The following is a 24492-nucleotide window of genomic DNA, read 5'->3' as shown; positions in this document are numbered from 1 at the left end:
CCCGGCCCGGGGTTCCCCGGTGTGGGCTTCCCGGCGCGCGGCTCCCCCGAGCCAGGACGCGGACCCCGCTAGGGCGCCACTGTCAGCAGGGAGAGTCGCACCCGCCGCCCGCGCGTGTAGTTGTAGCCCTCCACCGTCCCGGCCTCCCGCGCCCGCAGCCCGGCCGCGGCCAGGGCGGCCTGGAAAGCGGGCGCCTCGCGGGCCTCGACGGCCACGAGCCGGGTCTCGCCCTCGTTGCGCCCGGCAGCGAGGAAGGCCACCGCCGCCTGCCCGTTGTCCAGCAGCGTGACGCGCGTGCCCAGCGAGAAGATGGCGGAAGGCTCATGGAAGCCGAGCAGCCCCACGCGTTCCGGCGGCAACCCGCCGGGGATGCCCCGCCCCGCCTCGGCCACGGCCCGGGCCAGATGCGGCGCCACCCAGGGGGCCTCCAGCCGGGGGAGGGTGGCCTGCATCACGATCCATTGCAGGGGGATCGACCAGAGCACGGCCGCCAGGGCGGCGCGCGGCCAGCCCTGGCTCCAGCCCTGGGCGCCACCTCGGGCCCCTCCGGCGGGCCGTGGCGCCGGGCGCGCGGAGCGCGGCGGATGGCCGTTCCCGCGTCCGGACATGCCCGCACCGGCACCGGAGGCAGCCGCGAGGTTGGCGACGTTCCCGACGGGCACGCGGTCCTCCGCGCCGGCCCTGCCGCCACGGGCGTGGTGCAGCACGCGCCAGACCAGCACCGCCGCCGCCGGGATGGCGAGCAGGGCGAAGGGGTCCACGCGCCGGTCGGACAGCCAGAACACCACCGAGGGCGCCACCGCCAGCCCGGCCGCCACCAACACCAGCGCGACCCAGCCGAGCCCGGCCAGCCAGCGCGGCGCGGGGCGGCGCAGCGGGTCCATCGCCCAGGCCCCGGCCAGCAGCATCAGCGCCGGGAAGGCCGGCAGGACATAATGCGGCAGCTTGGTGGAAACCGCCTCGAAGACGATCCAGGTCGGCGCCGCCCAGGCAAGCAGGAAGCGCGTACCGGGCTGGAGGCGGGAGGCCCAGGCCCCCGCCAGGGCGCGCAGCACCAGGAAGGCGCCGGGAAAGGCGGTCAGGCCGAAGATCAGCAGGTAGGTGCCGGGCGGCGCGCCATGCGCCTCCTCGCCCGAGCCGACCTTGGCCAGCATGTCGTTGCCCACGGCCTCGGAAAAGAAGCGGCCCTGGGTGGCCACGCCGATCGCCACCAGCCAGGGCACGCAGAGCAGCAGCATCAGCGGCACGCCCCAGCCGGGCCGCAGCGCCCGCAGCCAGGGCGCGCGGCGGTCGGCCACGGCCAGGGTGATGCCGGCCAGCAGCGGCACCATGGGTCCGATCGGCCCCTTGAGCAGGATGCCCGCCCCCAGCGCCAGCCAGAAGCCGGCGGCCTGCCGGGGCGTGAAGGTGCCGGGCGAGAGATAGGCCCGCCCCATCAGCCCCATCGAGGCCGCCACCGTGGCGAGCAGCGCCGCGTCGGTCTTGGCGATATGCACCTCGACGCAGAGCAGGATGCTGGCGGCCAGCAGCGCCGCGCCGAGGAAGGCCGCGCGCCGCCCGACCAGGGCCCGGCCGAACTGGAAGGTGGCCAGCACCGCCAGCCAGGCCCCTAGGGCGGAGGGGATGCGATAGGCCCAGATCCTCCCCTGGGCCGGGATGCCCACCGCCTCCAGCGCCGTGACGGCGCCGGCCTGAGCCCAGTAGATGCCGACGGGCTTCTTGTTGCGTTCCTCGTCCTGCACCCGGATGCGCACCCAGTCGCCGCTTTCCACCATCTGGCGGGAGGCCTGGGCGAAGCGGCTCTCGTCGCGATCGCCGGGCGGCAGGGTGAAGAAGCCGGGGAGCCAGAGGAGCAGGCAGAGGAGGCTCAGCAACAGCCTTGGCCGCCGCGCCTCCGGCAGCCTGTCGAGGAGATGCTGCACCAGTCGATCGATCCCTTGGGGCGACGGGATGGCGAAGGCCGGAACCCGTCCAACGAGGCATGGTCCTTCCGCGTTCCCGTCCGGGACCATGCGCGGCGCCGGAACGGGAACGGGCGCGGGGAAAAACATTCCGCGGCCCTGCCGCCTCTAGCATGCGCGGCACGGCGGGGACATACGGAGCGTGACATGACTATCAATCCGACCAGAAGCACCGCCGCGGCGCTGCTGACCGCCGTGCTGGAACGCCACCGCCCGCTGGAGGAAGCGCTGGACGCGTTGCCGCCGCTGGAGCCGCGTGACCGGGCCGCCGCGCACCGCCTCGCCTCCCATGTGCTGCGCCGCCTGGGCACGATCGACGCGCTGCTGGAGCCCTGGCTGCGGCGGGAGCCCCCGGCCCCGGCGCGGCTGGCGCTGCGCATCGGCACGGCGGACCTGCTCCTGCTCGGCACGCCGCCCCATGCCGCCGTCTCCGCCGCGGTGGGGCTGGCGCCGAAGCCGCTGGCGGGGCTGGTGAACGCGGTGCTGCGCCGCGTGGCCGAGGCCGGGCCGGCGGCGCTGGAGGGGCTGGATTCCGAGCGCCTGGACACGCCGCCCTGGCTCTGGGGCGCCTGGCACGCCGCCTATGGCCCGGCGGTGCGCGCCATCGCCCGTGCGCATCGCGAGCCCGCGCCGCTGGACCTCAGCCTGATGCCGGGCGCTGCCCCGCCGGAAGGGGGCGAGCTGCTGCCCACCGGCACGCTGCGCCTTCCGGCCGGGACGCGCTTCTCGGATCTGCCCGGGGCGGGCGAGGCGCGGTTCTGGGCGCAGGATGCCGCCGCCGCCCTGCCGGCGCGGCTGCTGGCGGCGCGGCCGGGGGAGCGGGTGGCCGATCTCGGCGCCGCGCCCGGCGGCAAGACGGCGCAGCTCGCCGCCGCCGGGGCGAGGGTCACGGCGGTGGAGAAGGATGCGAAGCGCGCCGGACGCCTGGGCGAGAACCTGCGCCGCCTGGGGCTGGAGGCGGAGCTGGCGGTCGCGGACGTGCTGGAATGGGCGCCGGCGGAGCGGTTCGACGCCATCCTGCTGGACGCGCCCTGCACCGCCACCGGCACCATGCGCCGGCACCCGGACGTGCCCTTCCTGAAGCGCGCCTCGGACATCGCGCCGCTGGCCGACCTGCAGCGCCGGATGCTGGCGGCGGCGGCGCGGCAATTGAAGCCCGGCGGGCGGCTGGTCTTCGCCACCTGCTCGCTGCAGCCGGAGGAGGGCGAGGCGCATCTGGCCACGGCCGCCACGCTGGGGCTGGAACTCGATCCGGTGCGGCCGGAGGAGGTGCCCGGCCTCGCCGAAGCCGTCACGCGGGACGGGGCGCTGCGCACCCGGCCCGATCTCTGGTCGGAACGCGGCGGGCTGGACGGCTTCTTCGCCGCCCGCCTCCGGGCGAGGGCCTAGGCCGTTTCCCGCACCCCGGGCGGGGCGGCTCCTACCGGCCCGGCTCGCCCAGGGTCTTGCGCAGGAAGTAGCGGGAATGGCCGGCCGGGTAGTCCTCCAGCGTGCCGAAGACGCTGTAGCCGAGCTTCTCGTAGAAGCCCCGCGCCTGGAAGCTGAAGGTGTCGAGCCAGGCGTAGCGGCAGCCGCGCCGCAGCGCCTCCTCCTCCGCCGCGATCAGGATGCGGCGGCCGGTGCCCTGGCCCCGCGCTTCCGCCGGCAGGTGGAACATCTCCACGAAGAACCAGTCCCGGGTGGTGCGGCCGATCAGCCCGCCCAGCGGGTGGCCCGTCCCCGGATCGCGCAGGATGACCGCCAGGGGCCGCATCTCCAGCGGCCCGGCACGTTCCGTGTTGAAGGCGATCAGCCCCCGGAGGACGGTCTCGCGCTCGGCCTCGGCCGGCGAATCGGTGACGGCGATCTGGGCATCCATGCGCCAGGGTGGCCGGCCCGCCTTCCGGGGGCAAGGCCGCACTTGCGGCGCAAGGCGCGGGGCTTTCCCGGGGAAGCGCCGCGAGGCCCGTTCCGCGAACGGCTTGTGGCATGGCGTGCCGATCCCGTACCTCTGCCGGCGCGGAACGGCGGAACCAGGCGCGGGATGACGGGTGGAGCTCAGGCAGGATCATGATTCGCTGGGCCATCCGGATCATGCTGTCGCTGGCGGTCCTGCTGCTGCTGGCGCTGGCCGGCGGCTGGTGGCTGCTGCCGCATCTCGACCTCGGCCCCGTGGCGGGGCGGGTCGGCGGCGCGCTGCTGGGGCGGGACCTGGCCTTCGCCGGGCTGAAGGTGGTGCCCGGGCACTGGACGCGCCTGGAGGTGCGGGGCCTGCGGCTGGCCGGGCTGCCCGGCGCGGCGCCCATGCTGGAGGTCGCCCAGGCCGAGGGCGAGCTGGATGTCCTGTCGCTGCTCCAGGGGCCGCCCGTGTTGCGGCACCTGTCGGTTTCCGGCGCGAGGCTGCGGCTGGAGCGGGCGCCGGACGGCACCGGCAACTGGCATTTCCACGCGAAGGGCCAACAGGAGGCCCAAGGGGAAGTCCGGGGGGCTGGCCGGCAGCCGGCCTCGGCACAGCCCCGGGACACGGCCTCCGCTGGCACGGCCCCAGGGGCGGCTCCCGAGACAGCTCCTGGGGCGCCCGCCGGGCAGGCGGCCTCGTCGGCACAGGGGGCCGGGCCGGATGCCCTGCCGCCGGTCGATCCCCCCGGCCGGGCGGGCTTTCCCGCGCTGCTGGACCTCGTCCTGACCGATGGCGAGGTGGAGATCGCCACATCGGGCGGCAACCGGCTGCACGTCCGGCTCGACCGTGTTTCCCTCGGGGCGGAGGATCTGGACGAGCCGGTGCGGCTCAGCGCCCAGGGGGCCTATAACGGCCTGCCGCTGCGCCTGCAGGTCGATCTCGCCTCCTTCCTGGCGCTGCGCGACAAGAGCGGGCCCTGCCCCGTCACGTTGCGCGTGAATTCCGGCGACACCAGCCTGGGCTTCGGCGGCACCATGGCCGATCCGCTGAACCTGGATGGGGCGAAGGGGCAACTCGTGCTGGAGGCCGCGACGCCGGATGTCCTCCTCGCCATCGCCGGATCGCCGCCGCCGGAAGCGAAGGCAGGCCCGCCGCTCCGCCTTGCCGGCGTACTGGAACGCTCCGGCGACCATTGGCGGCTGCGCGATGCCTCGGGCGCCCTGGGCGGGTCGGCCATCGCGGGCGCGCGGCTGCGGCTCGACGAGGGCGCGCGGGGCGAGCCGGACAGGCTCGCCCTCGACCTGCCCTTCGCCCGCCTGGACCTGAACCGCCTGCTCGGCGCACCCGCCAGCGGCGGCTCGGGGGACACCACCGACCTGCCGCTGGCGGTGGACCGCTCGCCGGGGATGCTGGTCTCGGCCCGGATCAGCGCGGAGCAGCTCGACTACGGCACGCTGCGCCTTACCGGGGCCAGGCTCGCCGCCAGCCTGGAGCCGGGGCGCGTGGTGCTGGAGGACCTCTCGGGCGGCTATCTCGGCGGAAAGGTCGAGGGGCAGGGGGCGGTGGAAAGCCCGGCGGAGCCCGGCCAGCCCGGTGCCCGCATCTCCGCCCGGCTCGCCGCCACCGGCCTGGATGTCCAGGCCCTGCGGCGGGAACTCGGCATCGGCCAGATCGACCTCCAGGGCCGAATGGACGGGCATGTCACGCTCAGCGCCCGCGGCGCGACGCTCAACGGCGCGGCGCGGGGCGCGCATGCCTCGGCCGTGGTGGGCATGACGGGCGGCAGCATCGCGCGCGAGTTGATCGAGCTCGCCTCGCAGGACCTGCGGGGCCTGTTCCGCACGGCGCGGGGGCAGAGCGCCATTTCCTGCCTCCTGGGCGTGGTGGACCTGCGCGACGGCGTCGCCACGGTCGCGCCCTTTCGCCTCCGGGCCGAGCACGGGACCATCGCCGGCAATGGCCGCTTCGACCTGCGCCGCCGGCAGATGGACCTGACCGTGGGCAGCGCCCGGTCCACCACCGGCACCCTGGCGCTGGATATCCCCGTGCGGGTCAGCGGCGCCTTCGCCGCCCCGTCCATCCGCCCCGCCCGCTGGACGCCGGAGGGACGCGCCCTGCTGGCCGCCGGCAACGTGCTGGAACGCATCCCGCCCGAACTCCGCGACTATGCCCGCCGCAGCCCCTGTCTCTCCCCTGGCTGAGCGCGGCAGGCTTCGCCCCGCCGGGCGTCACTCCAGCCGGGCGCCGGAGGCCCGCACCACCTCCGGCCAGCGCCGGGCCTCGGCGGTGACCAGGGCGCGGAAACGGTCCGGGCCGGTGCCGGTGATCTCGAAGGCCTGGGCGCGGAGCTGGCCCGACACCTCCGGGTCGGCGAGGCCGGCGGCGATCTCCCCGGCCAGGCGGCGCAGGATGGGCGCCGGCGTGCCGGCGGGGGCGAGGATGCCCTGCCAGGTCACCACCTCGAAGCCGGGAAAGCCGCTCTCGGCCAGGCTCGGCACCCCGGGCAGGTTGGGGTCGCGGCCCGCGGAGGTCACCGCCAGGGCGCGGATGCGTCCGGCCCGGATCTGCTCGATCGCGGCGGGCAGCGTCACCATCAGCGCGTCGATATGCCCGCCGGTGAGGTCGATCACCGCCGGGCCGCCGCCGCGATAGGGCACATGCGTCCAGGCCACGCCCGCCCGCTGCGCCAGCAGCGCGCCGGCGAGGTGGCCAAGGCTGCCATTGCCCTGGGAGGCCATGGAAAGGTTCCCCCCGGCCTCCCGCGCCAGGGACAGGAAGGCGCCGATGTCCCGGGCCTCCAGCCCGTCGCGCACCACCAGCACCTGCGGCGCGCGCACCGCCTCGGCCACCGGCGCGAAGTCGCGCACCGGGTCGTAGCCGGCGCGGGGATAGAGGGCCGGGTTGATGGCCAGAACGTCGGAGCCGACCAGAAGCGTGTGGCCGTCCGGCCGGGCATGGGCGACGTGCTCGAAGGCGATGTTGCTGCCGCCTCCGGCCATGTTCTCCGCCACCACGGGCTGGCCCAGCGTGGCGGTCAGGCGCTTGGCCAGGACACGGCCGAGGATGTCCAGGCTGCCGCCCGGGGCGACGGGGATGATCAGGCGGATGGGGCGGGCGGGCCAATGTCCCGTGCCCTGATCCGTTGCCTGGCTTGCCCCCTGGCTGGTCCCTTGGCCTTCGCTGTCGCCCTGGGCGGGGGCGGCGTGGCCGGAAAGAACCAGGGGTGGCGCGCCAGCGGAAAGCAGGGCAGCGGTGGCGGAAAGCAGGCGGCGGCGGGTGGGGGAGGGCATGGCGGAGGTCGGGGGGACTCTGCGGTTTGGAAATCTTTTCTCCACGACCGCGCCCGCTTCGCAACAGGAAAGGAAATCCTGCCCCGATGTGGCAATCCGGGAGGTGAAATTTTCTCCGCGCGCATGCGGCACGATGCCACGGTGCTCCCGCCCGTCGCCCGCCTCGGGCCTTCGCGCGGAATCGGCGCGCCGGCGGCGGGAAGAGGCGGAAGGGCGTTTTCCCGGAATCGTGAGCCCGCAAGGGGCGGCACTCGTGGCGATCGGCCGCCGCAAACCTATCTCTGGCGGTTGCCCACCGCCGGACCGGCTGGCAAAACGGCCCCGTGTCCAGATCAGTCCGCATCGCCCCATCCCTCCTGGCCGCTGACTTCGCCCGATTGGGCGAGGAGGTTCACGCCATCGAAGCCGCCGGCGCCGACTGGCTGCATCTCGACATCATGGACGGGCATTTCGTGCCGAACATCTCCTTCGGCCCCTCGCTGGTGCGCGCGCTGCGCCGGCACTGCACGCTGCCCTTCGACGTGCACCTGATGATCGCGCCGGCCGATCCCTACCTGGCCGCCTTCGCCGAGGCCGGGGCGCATGTCATCTCCCTGCATCCGGAGGCCGGGCCGCACCTGCACCGCTCGCTGCAGACGATCCGGGGCCTGGGCTGCAAGGCGGGCGTGGTGCTCAACCCCGCCACGCCGGTCTCGGCGCTGGAGAACGTGCTGGACCTGCTCGACCTCGTGCTGGTGATGACGGTCAATCCGGGCTTCGGCGGCCAGTCCTTCCTGACCTCGCAACTGCCGAAGATCGAGGCGCTGCGCCGCATGATCGACGCCTCCGGCCGCGACATCGCGCTGGAGATCGACGGCGGTGTCACCGACCAGACCGCGCCGCTCTGCCTCGCGGCGGGCGCCGACACGCTGGTGGCCGGCACCGCCGTCTTCGGCAAGCCCGACTATGCCGCCGCCATCGCCGCGCTGCGCCCGCAGGCCACGGAGGGCGGGGGCGGCGAGACGTTGCGGAGACCGGAATGAGCGGCTGGCTGCGCGGCGCCAAGCGCACCCTGGCCGGGCTCAAGCCGCTGCGCGTGCCCGAGGCGCCGGCCCGCGCCTTCCGCGACCTCTGGCCGGGCGACGCGGCGCGCGGCCAGCGGCTGCTGAAGGGCGAGTTCGAGGTGCTCGGCACCACCGGCCTGCTGCTGCCCGCCGAGGCCGCCCGCGCCACGCCCGGCGCGCCGGAGGCGATGAGCGGCGGCAGCCCCTGCTGGCGCGCCGCGCTGCACGGCTTCGCCTGGCTGCGCGACCTGCGGGCGCTGGGCACGGACAATGCCCGGCTGCGGGCGCGGGCGCTGACCCAGGACTGGCTGTCCCGCACCGGCAACGAGGCCCTGGCCGATGCGCCGGAGGTGGTGGGGGCGCGGCTTTCCGCCTGGCTGGGGCACTGGGACTTCCTGGCCGCGACCGCCGAGGACGGCTTCCGCAAGGCGCTGATGCAGCGGCTGGCGCAGGACGCGCGCGGGCTGGTCGCCGCTCTGCCGGCGCATTGCGAGCACCGCGGCGGGCTGGTGGCGCTGAAGGGCGCCATGGCGGCCGCCGTGGCGCTGGAGGAGGAGGGCTGGCTCACCCGCTGCCTGAAGCTCCTCCCCGCCGAGCTGGAGCGCCAGTTCCTGCCCGATGGCTGCCACGCGGAACGCTCGCCCGCGGTGCATCTGGCCGCGCTGCAGGACCTGATCGAGCTGCGCAACCTCCTGCACGGGGCCGAGCTGGAGGCGCCGCCGCATCTTTCCCTGGCGCTGGACCGCGCCGGCCCGGCGCTGCGCGTCTTCCGCCACGGCGACGGCGGGCTGGCCTGCTTCAACGGCACGCGGGGAGAGGCGGCGCCGCTGCTGGACCTCGTCCTCACCCAGGCCCAGGCGCGTGGCCGGGCACCGCTGATCCTGCCCGACAGCGGCTTCCAGCGCCTGCTCGCCGGGCGGACGCTGGTGATCGTGGATTGCGGCCCGCCGCCGCCGCATGAATCCGGCCCCGGACCGCTGCCGCGCGGCGCCGACCGCTGGCACCATGCGGGCACGCTCAGCTTCGAGATGTCGGTCGGGCGGGACCGGTTGATCGTGAACTGCGGCGCCTCCCCCCTGGCCGAGCCCGAATGGCGCGACGCGCTGCGTTCCACCGCGGCGCATTCCACCCTGGTCCTGGCCGATACCAACAGCGCCGAGCTGCGCGAGGACGGGCTGGGCCGCCGGCCGGAGGTGGTGGAGGCCGAGCGGCAGGAGGCCGAGGGCGCGCAATGGCTGGATGCGACGCATGACGGCTGGAAGAAGATCCTCGGCGCCGTCCATCGCCGCCGCCTCTGGCTCTCCGAATCCGGCGACGACCTGCGCGGCGAGGATGCGGTGGAGGCCGAGAGCCCGGCCGGCGGCTTCGCGGTGCGCTTCCACCTCCATCCCACGGTGAAGGCCTCCGTGCTGGAGGATGGGCGCGGCGTGCTGCTCCGCCTGCCCTCGGGCACGAGCTGGCGGATGCGCGGCGAGGGTGCCGCCCTGGCGCTGGAGGAAAGCCTCTATGCCGCCGGCGAGCCGCAGCCGACCCGCCAGGTGGTGCTGCAGGCGGAACCGGGGACCCAGAGCGTGCAATGGGCGATCCGCCGCGTGCCGCCCGGCGAATTGCGGGGCGACACGCCCGGCCGGGCCGAAGGGGCCGCGCCGGGGGCGCAGAAGGGCATTCCGGGCACGCCGTCGCGGCCGGTCCAGGAGGCGCCCCACAAGGGAGCGGCGCCGGAACCGGCCCCGGGCCCTGCGGCGAGCGGCCCGCGAGAGGACTGACAGGACCGCCATGCACCATCCGTCCGGTCCGGCCGGTGGCCACGCAGGGGGCTGCCGGGCGTGAAAGTCCTGTTCGTCGCCAACGTGGATTTCGCCCTGCGGCACTTCGTGCTGCCGCTGATGCGCGCGGCGCGGGAGCGCGGGCACGAGGTCGTGGGCGCCTGCGCCGAGGGGCCGCTGCTCGACGCACCTCGGGCCGAGGGGTTCCGCATCGTCGGCCTGCCCATGGCCCGGTCCCTGTCGCCACGCGCCAACTGGCGGGCGCTGCGGGCGCTGCGGGCGCTGATCCGGGCGGAGAAGCCCGATCTGGTGCACGGGCATTTCCCGATCAGCGGGCTGCTGGCGCGGCTGGCGGCGAAGCTCGAAGGCGTGCCGCGCATCGCCTATACGGGGCATGGCTTCCTGTTCAACCAGCCCGGCCGACCCTGGCGCCGGGGGCTGTCGCTGGGCATGGAATGGCTCGGCGGCCGCGTGACCGACGTCTTCATGACGGTCAGCACCGAGGAAGCGGGCGATGCCCGCCGCCTGGGGATCTCCCGCCACGCCGTGGCCTGCGGCAATGGGCGCGACCCGGCGCTGTTCCACCCCGATGCCGCCACCCGTGCCGAGGTCCGGGCCGAGCTGGGCGCCGCGCCGGAGGACTGCGTGGTGGCGGTGGTCTCCCGTCTCGTGCGGCACAAGGGCCATCCGGAACTGCTGGAAGCCATGGAGTCCGTGCCCGGCGCCACGCTCTGGGTGGTGGGGGAGCGCCTGGCCTCCGACCATGGCGAGGACCTGGAACCGGCCTTCGCCCGGGCGGAGCGGGAGCTGGGCCCCCGGCTGAAGCGCCTCGGCTACCGGCACGACGTGGCGCGGCTGCTGCGGGGGGCGGATGTCTTCTGCCTGCCCAGCCATTTCGAGGGCCTGCCGATGTCGGTGATCGAGGCCATGCTCACCGGCCTGCCGGTGGTGGCGACCGATATCAGCGGCCCGCGCGAGATGGTGCTGGAAGGCGAGACCGGCTTCCTCGTCCCGCCCATGCAGGCGGCACCCCTGGCCGGGGCGCTGCGCCGGCTGGCCGGGGACCCCGCCTTGCGTCGGCGCATGGGCGAGGCGGGGCGGGCGCGGGCACTGGACCTCTATGCCGAGGACAAGGTCGTGGCGCGGACCCTGGACCTGCTGGGCCTCTGAGCCCCGCCCGTCGCGGGGGGAGCCTCGCGCGAGGCGCCGGACGCGCGTCTGCCATGCGCGATGGGCGCGACGGCTGGCACGGCTTTCGCGAGGGAAGCTTCGTGAAACGCCCCTCACCGCGGGTGGGAGATCCGGAGGCCTGATGCGATGGCGATCCTTTGCAGGTTGCACGATGCCTATGGCGACCGTCTGATCGAGGGGCTGCGCGCCGCCCTGCCGGGCGAGGATCTGCGCCTCTGGCCCGAGATCGGCGACCCGGCCGAGATCGATATCTGCCTCGTCTTCCGGATGCCGCCGGGCTTCCTGGCGCAGTTTCCCAACCTGAAGCTGGTGTCCTCCACCGGGGCCGGGATCGACCATTTCATGCTCGATCCGGACCTGCCGCGCCATATCCCCTTCGTGCGGGTGGTGGACGAGGATTTCGCTTCCCGCATGGCGGACTATGTCTGCTGCTGGACCCTGTTCCACCATCGCGAGGTGGCGCATTTCCTGGCGGCGCAGCAGCGCCACGAATGGTCCTACCGCACCATGCGGGCAGCGCGCGAGGTGGTGGTCGGCGTGATGGGGCTGGGACAGATGGGCGGGCTCGCGGCGCGGCGGCTGGCCGGGCTCGGCTATACGGTGCGCGGCTGGTCGCGTACGCCCCGGGCGATCGAGGGCGTGCAGGGCTTCGCCGGCCCGGAGGAATTCGGCGACTTCCTGTCGGGCACGGAGATCCTGGTGAACCTTCTCGCCCTGACCGGGGAAACGCGCGGCATCCTCTGCCGCGACACCTTCGCGCGCATGCCGCGGGGCGGGGTGGTGGTCAGCGCCGGGCGCGGCGGCCATCTGGTGGAGCAGGAGCTGATCGACGCCCTGGCCGGCGGCCAGCTCCGCGCCGCCACGATCGACGCCTTCTCGCAGGAGCCGCTGCCGCCGGAACATCCTTTCTGGACGACACCGGGCCTCTTCGTGACGCCGCATGCCTCCTCCACTGCTTCGTTGGAAAGCACTGTGAACACGCTGGCCGGGAATGTGCTGCGCTTCCGGCGTGGCGAGCCGCTGCTCAACCGCGTGGACCTGTCGCGGGGCTACTGAGCCCCCGCCGGGCCTGTTCGCCGATGCTGACCAACGCGCCGCTGGCCCGGGCGCAGCGGAACGGGTCGAGGAAGACCCAGCCCGTTCCATGCTCCTGGATATGCGCCTTCCGCCGCTGCCGTCAGCCCCGCCGGTGCTGGATGGCGCGGCCCTGGAAGAGCCGGATGCCCATCTTCCAGCCCCAGGCGATGGCGGCGGCGCCGTCGCAGCCCGCCAGGACCAGCTCCGTCCGCCGGTCCTCCAGTACTGTCCGCAGCATCCCGGGGGCGGCGGGCAGGTCTGGCGAAAAGGGGATTCGCAAGGTGGCGATGCCGAGTCGCGCCGGACGGAAGGCGGCCAGCAGGCCGGGCTCCGGCACCTCCAGCGCCAGGCGGTAGCCGCGGGCCAGCAGGAAGCGGCGCAGCAGCGGCACCTCGCCCGGGGCCGCGAGCACCTCCAGCGCCGGAAGGCCGAGGGTCAGCAGCGGCTTCAGCGCCGGGGGGAGCATCGCGTCCAGATGCAGGAAGGCCGGGCCGGACAGGGTCGCGAGGGAGAGCGGCAGGTGCAGCGGCCGGGGGCTGCCCTGCCAGTCGCGGCGCGACAGCAGGGTCGCCAGCAGCCGGGCGGCGAGCAGGTCGCCCAGATGCGCGGCCAGGGCGGGGCTGGCCGAGGCGTCGCGGCCGCCCAGCAGGCGCTCGGAGACGCTGGCCGCGATCGGTCGCACATCCTCGCGCACCGGCTCCAGCCGGCCTTCCTCCGGGATCAGCCGGCAGACGGATTGCCGGGCGTGCAACGGCCAGACATCGGCGTGGCGCAGCGCCCGTTCCGCTTCCGCCAGCCCCGCCGGGTCCAGCGGCCGGGCATCGGCGGGCGGGGCGGGGGGCTGGCGCAGGCCGAGGCTTTCCTCCAGCGCGGCCAGGACGCTCACCGCCTCCTGCGGCAGGCGCATGGTGCGCAGGACCTGCCCCAGCATCACCTCGGGCAGGGCGCCTTCCAGCGCCGCACGGGTGGTTTCGGCGATGCCGGCGCCAGGGCCGGGCGGCGCCACCACCGCGAGATCGCCGTTCGGCAGGTGGAAGCTGCGCCCGCGCGGGCCCACCGGCGGGGTCGCGGCCTCCCGCAGCAGGCGGCGGTGGTGCGGGCGGTCCAGCCCCGGCGGCAGCGTGGAAAGGCGAAGCCAGACCACGTCCCGGCGCGAATCGCTGGCGGTGCAGTGATGTACCAGCGCGGCGAGGTCGCGGGCCGTGCCGGCCTCGCCGCCGGGCAACGCCTCCCGGCGGCCGAGGGAGGGAGGCGGAGGATGGCCCGGTGGATGCCCCGAGGGGTGGTCCAGGGGGTGGTCCAGCGGCGGCGCACTGGCCGGCTGCCGCGGCGTGGCGAGGGACAGGCTCACGGCGCTTCCTCCTGCGGAATCAGGCGTTGCGGGGCGGCGCAGCCGGAACGCGCGCGGGGCGACAGGCCGGCGGCGCTGGCGGCGCAGGTGGCGGTGCTGCAATCCTGGCGGAAAGCACAGTCCCGCCGCCGCACCACGGCCAGCAGGCGCGAAGGCTGGGCCCCCGTGAAGCGCCCGATGCCACGGGACAGGCCCCAGGCCAGGGCGGCCTCGTCCTCCACCTCGTCCAGCACCAGGCGGCCGGGGTCCAGGGCCGCGATGCTGTCCGGCGGCAGCGCGGCCAGGCCCGGCGTCCAGCGCAGGTGCAGCGCCGCGCCGGGCAGGTTGCCCGCGTCGCAGAGCGCCAGGGAGGCGGCCTCCAGCCCCGACAGGGCGAAGGGCAGGGAGGGCACCGGACCGGCCAGCACGGCCAGGGGCAGCACCGGCAGGAGCGGCAGATCCCCAGGCCAGCCGGGGAGGGCGGCGAGGTCGGCGGGCCGCATGTCCAGGTGCAGCGGCACCGCCGGCACGGCGCCGAGCAGGGCCTGCCGTTGCGCAGGGTCCGCCAGGGCCTGGAAGGCACGGTGCATCGTGTCCTCGCCCATATGGCCCAGCAGGTGCGGGGGGAGGCCCTGCCCCAGGCGCAGCAGGCCGGCGCGGGAAGGCTTCAGGTGCAGCCCGGCGAGTCGCGGCAGGCCCCCGGGGGCGAGGCCGACGATGGGCAGGCGCTCCAGCACTTCCTCCAGGAAAGGCTGCGGCACACGCTCCGGGGCAGCCATGCCCGGGGCGCCCGGCTGAGGCGGGGGGGCATGGGGCGGGGCGGCGGCCAGCGGCTGGGACCCGGGCGGGCATTGCGGCCGGCGGGACAGGCTTTCGGCGCCCAGCACGCGCCAGAGGCCGGGCATCAGGCGGTCGAGCAGGGCGGGCGCCGCGCCGAGCAGCAATTCGCCGCCGGCGAGTTCCCGCAACGATCCGCCTTCCGCGGCGGCCTCGGCCAGGAGTGCCCGTCCCAGCCGCCGGTGCAGAGGGCTGCGAGGGGTCAGGACAAGCCATTCCAGGGCGGTCCGCGGGCCCTCGGGGCGTGTCGCGGAGGGGAGGGAAAGGGGCTGCATCGCCCCGCAGGTTGCCGCCGATGCGCTTAACGCAGTCCTTACGCGGCGGGAGCAGCCTTGTGTCGGGCCGTAACCCTGCGCTACCGAGATGCCGCATGAACGGCCACCTGCCGGAATCTCCGGTTTCCCACGACCTCGCGGAGGCCGTGCGTAGTCTCAAGCGCGCTTCGGTCCTCGTGGTGGGCGACGCGATGCTGGACCGCTTCGTCTATGGTCGCGTGGCCCGGGTCTCGCCCGAAGCGCCGATCCCCGTGCTCACCGTGGACCGGGAGGTCGCCATGCCCGGCGGCGCCGGGAACGTGGTGCGCAACCTGACGGCGCTCGGTACGCCCACCGCCTTCCTGTCCGTGGTCGGCGACGACCAGGCCGGATCGGACCTGACCGCGCTGATCGGCGGCCAGAGCGGTGTGGAGCCCTGGTTGCTGGTGCAGGGGGGGCGGGCCACCACCACCAAGACCCGCTTCGTCGCGCAGGGGCAGCAGCTTCTCCGCGCCGACCATGAGAATCCCGAGCCGATCCAGGCGCGCCTCGCCGACAGGCTGCTGCGGATCGCCCAGGACACCATCGCGGCGACCCGGGTGATGGTACTCTCCGATTACCGCAAGGGGGTGCTGTCCGGGGATATCCCGCAGCGCCTGATCGCCGCCTCCAAGGCCGCCGGGCGCAAGGTGGTGGTGGACCCCAAGGGTCTGGACTACAGCGTCTATGCCGGGGCGGACCTGGTGACGCCGAACCGCAACGAGCTCCGCCTCGCCACCGGCCGCTCGATCGAGAGCGAAGGCGCGCTGGTGGATGCCGCCCGGTCCCTGCGCCTGCAGCACGGCTTCGGCGCCGTGCTCGTGACCCGGGCCGAGGACGGCATGACCCTGGTGCAGGCGGACGGGGTGCAGCATTTCCCCGCCGAGGCACCGGAGGTCTATGACGTCTCGGGCGCCGGGGACACGGTGGTGGCGGTGGTGGCCGCCGCCATGGCCGCGGGCCTGCCCCTGGAGGTTGGCGCCCGCCTGGCGAACATCGCCGCCGGGATCGTGGTCGGCAAGGTCGGCACCGCCGTGGCGCGGGAAGAGGATATCGCCGAGGCGCTGAAGCCCGAGCGCGGCACGCTGCGCAAGGTGGTCTCGCGTGCCGCCGCGGCCGAGCAGGCGGAGCGCTGGCGGCAGAGGGGCTACCGGGTCGGCTTCACCAATGGCTGCTTCGACCTGCTGCATCCCGGCCATGTCCACCTGCTGGAACAGGCGCGGTCCTGGTGCGACCGGCTGGTGGTGGGGGTGAATTCCGATGCCTCGGTGAGCCGGCTCAAGGGGCCGACGCGGCCGATCCAGGGGGAGGCGGCGCGTGCCGCCGTGCTGGCCTCGCTCGCCACGGTGGATCTCGTCGCGGTCTTCGAGGAGGACACTCCGACCGAACTGATCCGGCTGGTCCGCCCGGACGTGCTGGTGAAGGGTGCCGACTACACGGTCGACCAGGTGGTCGGCGGCGACCTCGTGCAGGAATGGGGCGGCGAGGTGAAGCTCGCGGAGCTGCTGCCCGGCAATTCCACCACTGCCACGGTGGCGCGCATCAAGGGCTGAGGCGGCGGAACGGCCTTCCCGCGCCCCTTGGGGCGGGAAGGGGGCCTGCGGCCCGCGTCAGCCGATCGCCGGGTCCACGTTCACCCGGCTGCGCCGGCCCAGCGCGGTGCGGGCCATGCGGCAGAGATGCGGGAAGTGCCAGTTGGCGCGTTCCTTGAGCTTCTTCATCCGCAGGGCCTTGCGGATGACGTTGCTCATCGTCTGGTCCGCCGGCGGGCGCGCCCAGGGGGTGAGGCGCGCGGCCTCGTGGTACCAGCTCTTGTAGTGGGGCTCCTGCATGTAGAACCAGGGCTTCGAGCTGCCGGTGTAGTGGATGATCTTGGGCGCGCGGCGGAGTTCCTGGAACTCCTCCTCGGAGAGCCCCATCTCCGCGGCCGAGAAGTCCGCGAAATTGGGCTGGAAGTTCCAGCAGGCCGGGACGGAGGCGATCCGGTCGCGGAAGACGTTGTTGATCACATCCTGGTCGTGCGCGGTCAGGTGCTCGGCATTCTCCACGGTGAAGGTCAGCAGGGCGGGGAGGACGTTGTCCTCGCGCCACTTCCGCACGTTCACCACCAGCACGCCGGAGTTGTAGTAGGTATCGTCCTTGTCGAAGCCCGGGTGATAGGCCTTGTAGGGCTCGGGAACGGCCGCGAGATAGGCGTCCTCCAGCGGGGTCTCCCAAAGCGCCCGGATGTCGTCGCGGACGATGATGTCGCTGTCGAGATAGACCACCTTCTCGATCGAGGGATCGAGGAATTCCGTGACGAAGAGGCGCAGGTAGGCGGAGACGGTGATGTGCTTGCTGACCGGCAGGTTGGTCTTCACCTTCTGCAGGTCGAAGCACACGAACTCCACGGTCGCGTTCCGGTGTTCCGCCACGAAGCGCGCGATCTGCTGCTCGCTTGCCGCGTTGCGTTCCGTCGAGCAGACGATCAGACGGAAAGTGTTGTCCGGATTGCTGGACAGCAGCGAGGCCATGGTGGCAGCCATGTAGGGGAAGTACCGCGCATCGGCACAGAACAGGACCGGGATCTTCTCCAAGACATGCGCTCCTAAATAGCCAAAGATTGCCAAAAAACTGAACTCGGGTCGATTTTTTTCTGGTGCTGAAGCACGCTTGGGACAAGGATCAAATTAGATACGATGCCGAAATTTTCACTGACTTGGGTGCCAGTGCCGAGTCCAAACCTCTTCTAGTGTTTGCACCGCACCAAAGCAAACCAAACCGGTGCGAATTCCATAATGATACTGTGACTAATTTCTATGGGGTTGCTGAGCGAATTCTACAATCAACTGATGGTTGTTTCCAGCCCATTCCAGAAGGGCCTTCGGCGTTTCTTCGCGCGCCGCCATGATGCTGTGGCGCCTCGATTTTTTCGCCGATCCCCGCGCCGCCTCTGGCCAGCGGCCGGACCGCGCTGCTACTCCCGTCCGGGCGACAAGGAGGTTGCCCCTTGCACTGGATCACGCTGCTGGATACGCGACGCCTGGGTCCCGGCAGCATGTCGCAGGAGGAACTTTTCCCCGGCGACGACGAGCCGGACGGCAACCCCTTCCAGACGGATGGCGACCGGATCGTCTTCTCGCGGCCTTTCCGACGCCTGCAGCAGAAGACCCAGGCTCACCCACTGCCCTTCAACGCGCATGTGCGCAACCGGTTGGTCCATACGCTGGAGGTCGCAGCGGTCGGCCGTTCCCTGGGCTATGCTGTCGGCGTCCGGCTGGGGGAGGAACTGCGGGCCACCGGCCGCTCGGCGGACGACCTGGGCTATCTCGTCCATGCCATCTGCCTCGCCCATGACATCGGCAACCCGCCCTTCGGCCATGCCGGGGAGGAGGTGATCGCCGCCTGGATGAGCCGCTGGCTGCGGGAGGTGGGGGAGGGGAGCGGGCTGGAGCTCGATCCGGACCTCGCCTATTTCGACGGCAATGCCCAGGGCTTCCGGGTCCTCACCCGGGCGGACGGGCATCGTGGCGGCGGCGGGCTGCGGCTGACCGTGGCGACGCTGGGGGGGTTCCTGAAGTACCCCTGGGAGGCCGGGGACCCCCGCGCCGCCCGCGACGGCGTGCCGGGGGTGAAGTTCAACGTCTTCGCCACGGAGCGAGGCATCTTCGAGGAAGTGCGCAACGCCTGCGACCTGTCCGGCCCGCTGCCGCGCCACCCGGCGGTCTGGCTGATGGAGGCGGCGGACGACATCGTCTATACCCTGGCCGACCTGGAGGATGCGCTGGAGCTCGGCATCCTGCGCTTCACCGATTACGCGGCCATCGTGGCGCCTTTGGCCGAGGTCTCCATGGCCCGGCTGGAGCGGGAGGCGGACGAGGGCGGCCGCGTCACCCTGCTGCGCACCCTGGCCATCCGCCGCCTGCTGCGCGCGGTGGCGGAGGTCTTCATGGCGCACCGGCAGACCATCCTGGGCGGGGCGCTGCAGCCCGGGGAAAGCCTGACCCGGCTGATGGGGCCGGTGGCGCCGGCGCTCTTCGACGCGCTCGGCATCGCCGCGCGGCGGACCGAGGAGGTGGTCTATTTCAACGCGCGCAAGGTGGAGTTCGAGATCGGCGCCCATGACGTGCTGGGCAAGGCGCTGAGCGTCTTCGTGCCCGCCTGCCTGGCCTTTGCCCGGGCCAATGGCGATGCGGCGAGGCTGAACCTGCGCGAGCGCCAGGCGCTGTCCCTGCTGCTCGACTACCATCCCCGGCCGGGAATGAGCGCCAGCGAGGTGATGCGCTGCGCCGTCGATTTCGTGGCGGGGATGACCGACAGCTATGCCTCCTGGCTGGCGGCCAAGCTGCGGGGGCTCGACACCCGGGTCTGATGCAGGTTGCCTTCGCCGGGCCGCAGGGGTGTGTCCTGGCGGCGACAGCGCCACTCGTCCCGGCTGCGAAAACGTCGAAAGCCTGGCCGGCCTGCGCTAGGTTGCCCCGCAGGGGGACTATTGGAGATGGATGGACAGACCGGCCGGCGCGGCTTCCTGCGCTTCGGCCTCTCCATGCTGGCGATGGGGCTCGGGGGGGCCTCCATCGCCGGACCGGCGCTGGCGCAAGCCGTGGCCTTGCGCGCGGACGGAAACGGGGCACGGCTCACGCTGCCGCTGGGGCCCACGGAGCGATGGCGACTGACCGCCACGGCGCGGCCGGCGCGGCTGCGCCTCCATCTGCCCGGCGGGTGGAAGGGTCCGAATCGGCTGGCCGGCGCCGGGCCCGTGCGGGGCGGGCGCTGGGATGCCCGTTCCGGTTCCCTGCTGCTGGACCTGGAGGGGCCGGTGGCCGCCCCGGGGGTGGACCGGCAGGGCGGCAGCCTGACGCTGACCGTCCGGCCTGGGAGCAGCGCCGGCTTCGCCCGCCTGGCGCGCAGCCGCACGGTGGCGGAGGGTGGGCCCGCGGCCGCCCGGCGCAGCCTGCCGGTGGTGGTGCTGGACCCGGGCCATGGCGGCAAGGACCCTGGGACGATCGGCGTTTCGGGCACCTATGAGAAGCGGGTGGTGCTGGCGACGGCGCATGAGCTGCGCAAGCGGCTGGAGGCGAAGGGGCTGTGCCGGGTGGTGATGACCCGCTCGAACGACACCTTCATTCCCCTGGCCGGGCGGGTGGAATTCGCCCGCAAGCGCAATGCCGTGCTGTTCATGTCCATGCATGCGGACAGCGCGCCGGGGGCGCGGGGGGCCAGCGTCTATACCCTTTCGGACCGGGCGACGGACGCGCTCTCGGCCGGATTGGCGAAGCGGGAGAACGCGGCGGACGCGGCCGCCGGGCTGCACCTGCCGCCGGTTTCGCCGGAGGTGGCGCGCATCCTGATGAGCCTGGTGCGGCAGGAGACGCGGCAGGGTTCGGACCAGATGGCCCAGTTCGTGGTCGGTTCGCTGCGCGGCGACGTGCCGCTGCTGCCGAACACCCACCGGCAGGCAGCCTTTGCCGTGCTGAAGGCGCCGGACATCCCGTCGGTGCTGGTGGAGATGGGCTTCCTCAGCAATGCCTCCGACGAGGCGGCGCTGAACCGGCCGGCGCACAGGGCCAAGCTGGCCAGTGCCCTGGCCGATGCCGTGCACCGCTTCATCGCCAACCGCACGGCCTGAGGACGACCTTCCGGCCCCGCGCGAGGTCATGCGGGACCGGGACAGGCGTCACATCGTGTTGTCGGCCATGGCCACGGCCGGCGCGTCGCGGCGGCGCGGCATGCTGTCCGCGAGGCGGCGGCCGAGGGCGATCATCGGCTTCTCGACCCAGTGGTAGGTAAGGGCGCTGATCCCCACGGTGATGCCCATCACCACGGCGATGTAGAGATGCGCGCCATAAGGGATGGGGAAGGGCGCCAGCCCGATCATCGAGGAGAGGCCCCAGATCGGCGACTGCAGCAGGTAGATCGAGTAGCTCACCGCACCAAGCCAGGCGAGCGGCCGCAGGTTCATGCGCAGGACGGTGGTGCAGAGGGTGAAGAACGCCAGGCTGGCGTAATAGGTCACCAGGTACCGCCACCACGTCTCATTGTAGCCGAAGTCGTGGTTGTAGGCGAGCAGGCAGATCGGCGGCAGCAGGACGGCGAAGGCCAGGAGAGCCTGGAAGGAGGCGCGGCGCGCATCGGGGCGGTCCTCGATCACGTAGCCGCGCCAGAGGCAGCCGAAGAACATCACCGAGAGGGCCAGCGGCAGGGCCACGGGCAGCTTGATGACCAGGGCGTAGCGCAGCACCGCGAGGGCGAGCCCGGCGGCGAGGAAGGCCATCACCGCCAGGAACTGGGACCGGACCGAGTCCAGCCGGCCGCCGAGGAAGAGGCCAAGACAGAGGACGTAGAAGACCATCTCGATCTGCAGGGTCCAGGCGACGCCGTTGATATCCGGGAAGCCCATGAAGCCCTGGACCATGGTCAGGTTGGCCAGGATGGTCCGCAGCGGCCAGTCGTGTCCCTGCATCACCGCTACCAGGAGGCACAGGGCCAGGGCCAGCCAGTAGAGGGGGTAGAGCCGGAAGAAGCGGCTGAACAGGAAGCGCCGCACGGGGGCATGGCCGCCGCGGGACAGGCTGATCGGCACGATGAAGCCGCTGATGGTGAAGAACAGCACCACCGCCGCCTTCCCCAGGTCCAGGCCCAGGGTGAACAGGTCCATGACCGGCGCCTCACCCGGCGACAGGGGCAGGCCCTGCTCGCGGATCGCCATGGCCATGTGGAAATAGCCTACCGCCAGGGCCGCCAGCCCGCGCAGCGCGTCCAGGTAGTCCAGACGCGGCTTCGGGCGCGGGGCAGGGTTTTCCGCATTCGCCATGGAAGGTGCCTCGCTTGATAGTGGGGCAGACATTAGCCGCAATCTCGCAGGTGCGAAAAACTATTAAAAAGCTTGGTGACACTTTTTGAGATTCCGACGCCGTGCTAGCCTTTGCGCCCACTGGCGGCAAGCTTTCTGTACACCTATCTGCGGATCACTGCTGCGAGAGGGCCGGCCATCCGGCAGAGATGGGGCGCCACGGCACGCGGCGGGGATCGGTGCTCTGGCGGAATGCGGGTTCCGGTGTCGGTCCTGCCTCGCTTATCACACGCCCGTCCGCGGGCCATGGAAGCCGGCTACCCGGCGCGGGGCGAGGCCATCCGGGGGAGCGGCTTCCCGCAGGTTCCGGTCCGGAGGCCGTCCTGCGGGGTGCGCCGCACAGCAATGCGTGATCGGGGGTGTCCCCGGCACAGGATGCGCAACACCGGCGGGGCGCGAGCATGTATTGGGGCGACGATGAGTGATGACAGCCAACGGGAGCGCGCTCCCCTGAGCAGCGACGCTCCGCAGCAGGACGGCCGGGACGGGCGCCCGCGGCCCGGTCGGGACAGGCGCGCGCGCCGCGAGGCACGGCAGGCCCGGTCCCGCCACCGCTGGCTGCGCCGCATCCTCGGCGGCATCGTGGGCCTGGCGCTGGTCTGCGTCGTGGTGGGCGGCATCGCTGCCTTCGCGCTGTGGGAGACCGCCACCAAGGACATGCCGGACTACAAGTGGCTGGCCGACTACCAGCCGCCGCAGATGAGCCGGATCTATGCCTCGGACAGCCAGCTGATGGCGGAGCTGGCGCTGGAGCGCCGGGTCTTCGTGCCGATCGAGGCGATCCCGCCGCTGTTGCAGCAGGCCTTCATCTCCGCCGAGGACCAGAATTTCCGCAGCCATGGCGGCGTCGACCTGCTGGCCATCGCGCGCGCCGCCGTGACCAACCTGGAGCAGCTCGGCTCCGGTCGGCGGGCGGTCGGCGCCTCGACCATTACCCAGCAGGTCGCCAAAAACATGCTGGTCGGCAACGACCGCACCATGCTGCGCAAGGTCCGCGAGGCCATCCTGGCCAACCGGATCGAATCGACCATGTCCAAGGACCGTATCCTGGAGATCTACCTGAACGAGATCTTCCTGGGGCAGCAGTCCTATGGCGTAGCCTCCGCCGCCTGGAACTACTTCAACAAGAGCCTGAGCGACCTGAGCATCGCCGAGATGGCCTTCCTGGGCGCGTTGCCCAAGGCGCCGAACAACTACAACCCGGTACGCTATCCCGAGGCCGCCAAGGCCCGGCGCGACTGGGTGATCGACCGCATGGCCGAGGACGGCGCCATCACCCAGGCCCAGGCCGAGCAGGCCAAGCGGGAGCCGATCCGCCCGCAGAACCGGGGCCGGCCCGAGGTCCTGGCCGTGGGCCGCTACTTCACCGAGGAGGTGCGGCGGGAGCTGCTGGCCCGCTTCGGCGACGAGCAGACCACCATGGGCGGGCTCGTGGTCCGCACCTCGCTGGAGCCGAAGCTGCAGCAGGCGACCGAGGACGCGCTGCGCCGGGGGCTGCTGGAATATGACCGGCGCCGGGGCGGCTGGCGCGGCCCGGTGACCCAGATCTCCGCCGCAGCCTCGGAATGGATGCCGGCGCTGGAGGCGCTGCCCCGCCCCGCCGGAATGCTGCAGGAATGGCGGCAGGCCGTGGTGCTGGACGTGAAGGATCGCGAGGCGCGGGTCGCCTGGCTGGAGCGCCCGCCGGGCAGCCAGGCCTCGCAGCCGCGGCAGGCCACGCTGAGCTTCTCCGATGTCAGCGGCTGGGCCCGGCCGGTGAATGCCCAGGGCCGGATCGGCGCCGCGCCACGCCGCATGGCGGATGTGGTGAAGGCGGGCGACGTCGTGATGGTGGAGCCCGCCGGCAGCGGCCGGGCGCAGCTGCGCCAGGTGCCGCAGGTCGAGGGCGCCGCCGTGGCGCTGGACCCGGCGACGGGGCGCGTGCTGGCCATGACCGGCGGCTTCTCCTTCGACAAGTCGGTGTTCAACCGCGCCACCCAGGCGATGCGGCAGCCGGGCTCCTCCTTCAAGCCCTTCGTCTATCTGCCGGCGCTGGAGATGGGCATCCCGCCGAACCAGCAGCTGCTGGACGCGCCGCTGGAGATCATGACGCCGCAGGGCCCCTGGCGGCCGGGCAACTATTCCGGCCGGGCCTCGGGCGGCTATGTCACGATGCGAACGGCACTGGAGAAGTCGCTGAACCTGCCGACCGTGCGCATGGCGCAGGAGATCGGCATGGACAAGGTGGCCGATTCCGCCGCGCGCTTCGGGGTGATCCAGAACATGCCGCGCGTGCTGGCCATGTCGCTTGGCGCCGGGGAAACCACGGTGCTGCACATGGCCGGTGCCTATGCCTCCTTCGTCAATGGCGGGCGGCAGGTGACGCCGACCCTGATCGACAGCGTGCAGGACCGGCTGGGCCGGGCGGTCTGGCGCAACAACATCCGCTCCTGCGCCGGCTGCGACGCCGATGTCTCGGCCGGTCCGCCGGTGCTGAAGGACGAGCGCAAGCAGATCACCGACCCGATCGCCGCCTACCAGATGGTGAACATCCTGACCGGCGTGGTCGAGCGCGGCACCGGCACCGCCGCCGGCAAGGGGCTGGACCGGCCGGTGGGCGGCAAGTCGGGCACCACCAACGACTTCCGCGACAACTGGTTCGTGGGCTTCACCCCGGACATCGTCGTGGCGGTATGGATGGGCTTCGACGACAGCCGCTCGCTCGGCAATGGCGAGGCCGGCGGCGGCAATGCCGCGCCGATCGTGCACGACATCCTGGCCGCGGCGCTGAAGGATAGCCCACCGGTGCCCTTCCGCGCCCCGCCCGGCGTGGCGCTGGTGCGGATGACGGATTTCAACGGCGCGCCGATCACCGAGGCCTTCCGCCCCGGCACCGAGAACAGCGCCCGGGCGCCGCTGGGCGGCGGCGGCGGCGGCAGTGGAGACCCGCCCACCGCTTCCGCCGTGGACAGCAGCCTGGGCGGGCTCTACTAGACCCGCTTCCGTCCCGCCCC

The 24492-nt window shown here is 73.0% G+C and carries 17 protein-coding genes; 10 read left to right on the top strand and 7 right to left on the bottom strand.

Annotated elements, in window-relative coordinates:
- Nucleotides 1–68: 68 nt before the first annotated feature.
- Nucleotides 69–1922, bottom strand: coding sequence for an ArnT family glycosyltransferase (locus BT98_RS23685; RefSeq protein ID WP_019461992.1), 1854 nt, complete (start codon nucleotides 1920–1922; stop codon nucleotides 69–71).
- Between the two features lie 186 nt (nucleotides 1923–2108).
- On the opposite strand from BT98_RS23685, the gene BT98_RS0108205 reads away from it, so the two are divergent.
- Complete coding sequence (locus tag BT98_RS0108205) at nucleotides 2109–3350, top strand: transcription antitermination factor NusB (RefSeq protein WP_019461993.1); 1242 nt, start codon at nucleotides 2109–2111, stop codon at nucleotides 3348–3350.
- A gap of 31 nt (nucleotides 3351–3381) precedes the next feature.
- Here BT98_RS0108205 and BT98_RS0108200 read toward each other — a convergent pair whose 3' ends face one another.
- Nucleotides 3382–3819, bottom strand: a complete 438-nt coding sequence (locus tag BT98_RS0108200) for a GNAT family N-acetyltransferase (RefSeq protein WP_019461994.1) — start codon at nucleotides 3817–3819, stop codon at nucleotides 3382–3384.
- A 191-nt stretch (nucleotides 3820–4010) separates the two neighbouring features.
- Here BT98_RS0108200 and BT98_RS0108195 point away from each other — a divergent pair, with 191 nt between their 5' ends.
- Entirely contained in the window at nucleotides 4011–6041 is a 2031-nt protein-coding gene (locus BT98_RS0108195) for an AsmA family protein (protein ID WP_019461995.1), read from the top strand.
- Between the two features lie 27 nt (nucleotides 6042–6068).
- Here BT98_RS0108195 and BT98_RS0108190 read toward each other — a convergent pair whose 3' ends face one another.
- The gene (locus BT98_RS0108190; protein ID WP_019461996.1) at nucleotides 6069–7130 is read right to left on the bottom strand and encodes a Bug family tripartite tricarboxylate transporter substrate binding protein; all 1062 of its coding nucleotides are present in this window, start codon (nucleotides 7128–7130) and stop codon (nucleotides 6069–6071) included.
- Between the two features lie 323 nt (nucleotides 7131–7453).
- Here BT98_RS0108190 and rpe point away from each other — a divergent pair, with 323 nt between their 5' ends.
- The 4 genes from rpe to BT98_RS0108170 all read left to right on the top strand — a co-directional run bounded on the left by rpe (nucleotide 7454) and on the right by BT98_RS0108170 (nucleotide 12186).
- The gene (rpe, locus tag BT98_RS23680) at nucleotides 7454–8152 is read left to right on the top strand and encodes a ribulose-phosphate 3-epimerase (RefSeq protein ID WP_051004914.1); all 699 of its coding nucleotides are present in this window, start codon (nucleotides 7454–7456) and stop codon (nucleotides 8150–8152) included.
- Complete coding sequence (locus BT98_RS0108180) at nucleotides 8149–9939, top strand: heparinase II/III family protein (RefSeq protein ID WP_019461998.1); 1791 nt, start codon at nucleotides 8149–8151, stop codon at nucleotides 9937–9939. Before rpe ends, BT98_RS0108180 begins: the two co-directional genes overlap by 4 nt.
- A 60-nt stretch (nucleotides 9940–9999) precedes the next feature.
- Nucleotides 10000–11109, top strand: a complete 1110-nt coding sequence (locus BT98_RS0108175; protein ID WP_019461999.1) for a glycosyltransferase family 4 protein — start codon at nucleotides 10000–10002, stop codon at nucleotides 11107–11109.
- A gap of 147 nt (nucleotides 11110–11256) precedes the next feature.
- Nucleotides 11257–12186, top strand: coding sequence for a 2-hydroxyacid dehydrogenase (locus BT98_RS0108170; RefSeq protein ID WP_019462000.1), 930 nt, complete (start codon nucleotides 11257–11259; stop codon nucleotides 12184–12186).
- A gap of 121 nt (nucleotides 12187–12307) precedes the next feature.
- On the opposite strand, the gene BT98_RS27175 is transcribed toward BT98_RS0108170, so the two are convergent.
- Together BT98_RS27175 and BT98_RS0108160 are read right to left on the bottom strand one after the other, a co-directional pair.
- On the bottom strand, nucleotides 12308–13558 hold the full coding sequence (locus BT98_RS27175; RefSeq protein WP_019462001.1) for a hypothetical protein: 1251 nt from the start codon (nucleotides 13556–13558) through the stop codon (nucleotides 12308–12310).
- Nucleotides 13555–14649 carry a hypothetical protein gene (locus BT98_RS0108160; RefSeq protein ID WP_147292466.1) on the bottom strand — a complete coding sequence of 365 codons (1095 nt, stop codon included), beginning with the start codon at nucleotides 14647–14649 and terminating at the stop codon, nucleotides 13555–13557. Before BT98_RS0108160 ends, BT98_RS27175 begins: the two co-directional genes overlap by 4 nt.
- A gap of 95 nt (nucleotides 14650–14744) precedes the next feature.
- Between BT98_RS0108160 and rfaE1 the strand changes: the two genes are divergently transcribed.
- On the top strand, nucleotides 14745–16220 hold the full coding sequence (rfaE1, locus tag BT98_RS0108155; RefSeq protein WP_019462003.1) for a D-glycero-beta-D-manno-heptose-7-phosphate kinase: 1476 nt from the start codon (nucleotides 14745–14747) through the stop codon (nucleotides 16218–16220).
- A 57-nt stretch (nucleotides 16221–16277) separates the two neighbouring features.
- Here the strand turns inward: rfaE1 and BT98_RS0108150 are convergent, their stop codons facing one another.
- On the bottom strand, nucleotides 16278–17243 hold the full coding sequence (locus BT98_RS0108150; protein ID WP_019462004.1) for a glycosyltransferase family 8 protein: 966 nt from the start codon (nucleotides 17241–17243) through the stop codon (nucleotides 16278–16280).
- Nucleotides 17244–17656: 413 nt separating this feature from the next.
- Here BT98_RS0108150 and dgt point away from each other — a divergent pair, with 413 nt between their 5' ends.
- Together dgt and BT98_RS23675 are read left to right on the top strand one after the other, a co-directional pair.
- Nucleotides 17657–19018, top strand: a complete 1362-nt coding sequence (gene dgt / locus BT98_RS0108145) for a dGTP triphosphohydrolase (protein WP_019462005.1) — start codon at nucleotides 17657–17659, stop codon at nucleotides 19016–19018.
- Nucleotides 19019–19144: 126 nt separating this feature from the next.
- A complete protein-coding gene (locus BT98_RS23675) occupies nucleotides 19145–20275 on the top strand; it encodes an N-acetylmuramoyl-L-alanine amidase family protein (RefSeq protein WP_019462006.1) in 1131 nt (376 codons plus the stop codon).
- 48 nt (nucleotides 20276–20323) lie between these two features.
- On the opposite strand, the gene BT98_RS0108135 is transcribed toward BT98_RS23675, so the two are convergent.
- Nucleotides 20324–21460, bottom strand: a complete 1137-nt coding sequence (locus BT98_RS0108135; protein ID WP_019462007.1) for an acyltransferase family protein — start codon at nucleotides 21458–21460, stop codon at nucleotides 20324–20326.
- 456 nt (nucleotides 21461–21916) lie between these two features.
- On the opposite strand from BT98_RS0108135, the gene BT98_RS0108130 reads away from it, so the two are divergent.
- Nucleotides 21917–24472 (top strand): penicillin-binding protein 1A, encoded by a 2556-nt coding sequence (locus BT98_RS0108130; RefSeq protein ID WP_019462008.1) that lies wholly within the window; start codon nucleotides 21917–21919, stop codon nucleotides 24470–24472.
- Nucleotides 24473–24492 lie beyond the last annotated feature (20 nt).

The sequence above is a fragment of the Roseomonas mucosa ATCC BAA-692 genome (assembly GCF_000622225.1).
Lineage (GTDB): Bacteria > Pseudomonadota > Alphaproteobacteria > Acetobacterales > Acetobacteraceae > Roseomonas > Roseomonas mucosa.
This window is presented reverse-complemented; position numbering and strand designations above follow the sequence as displayed.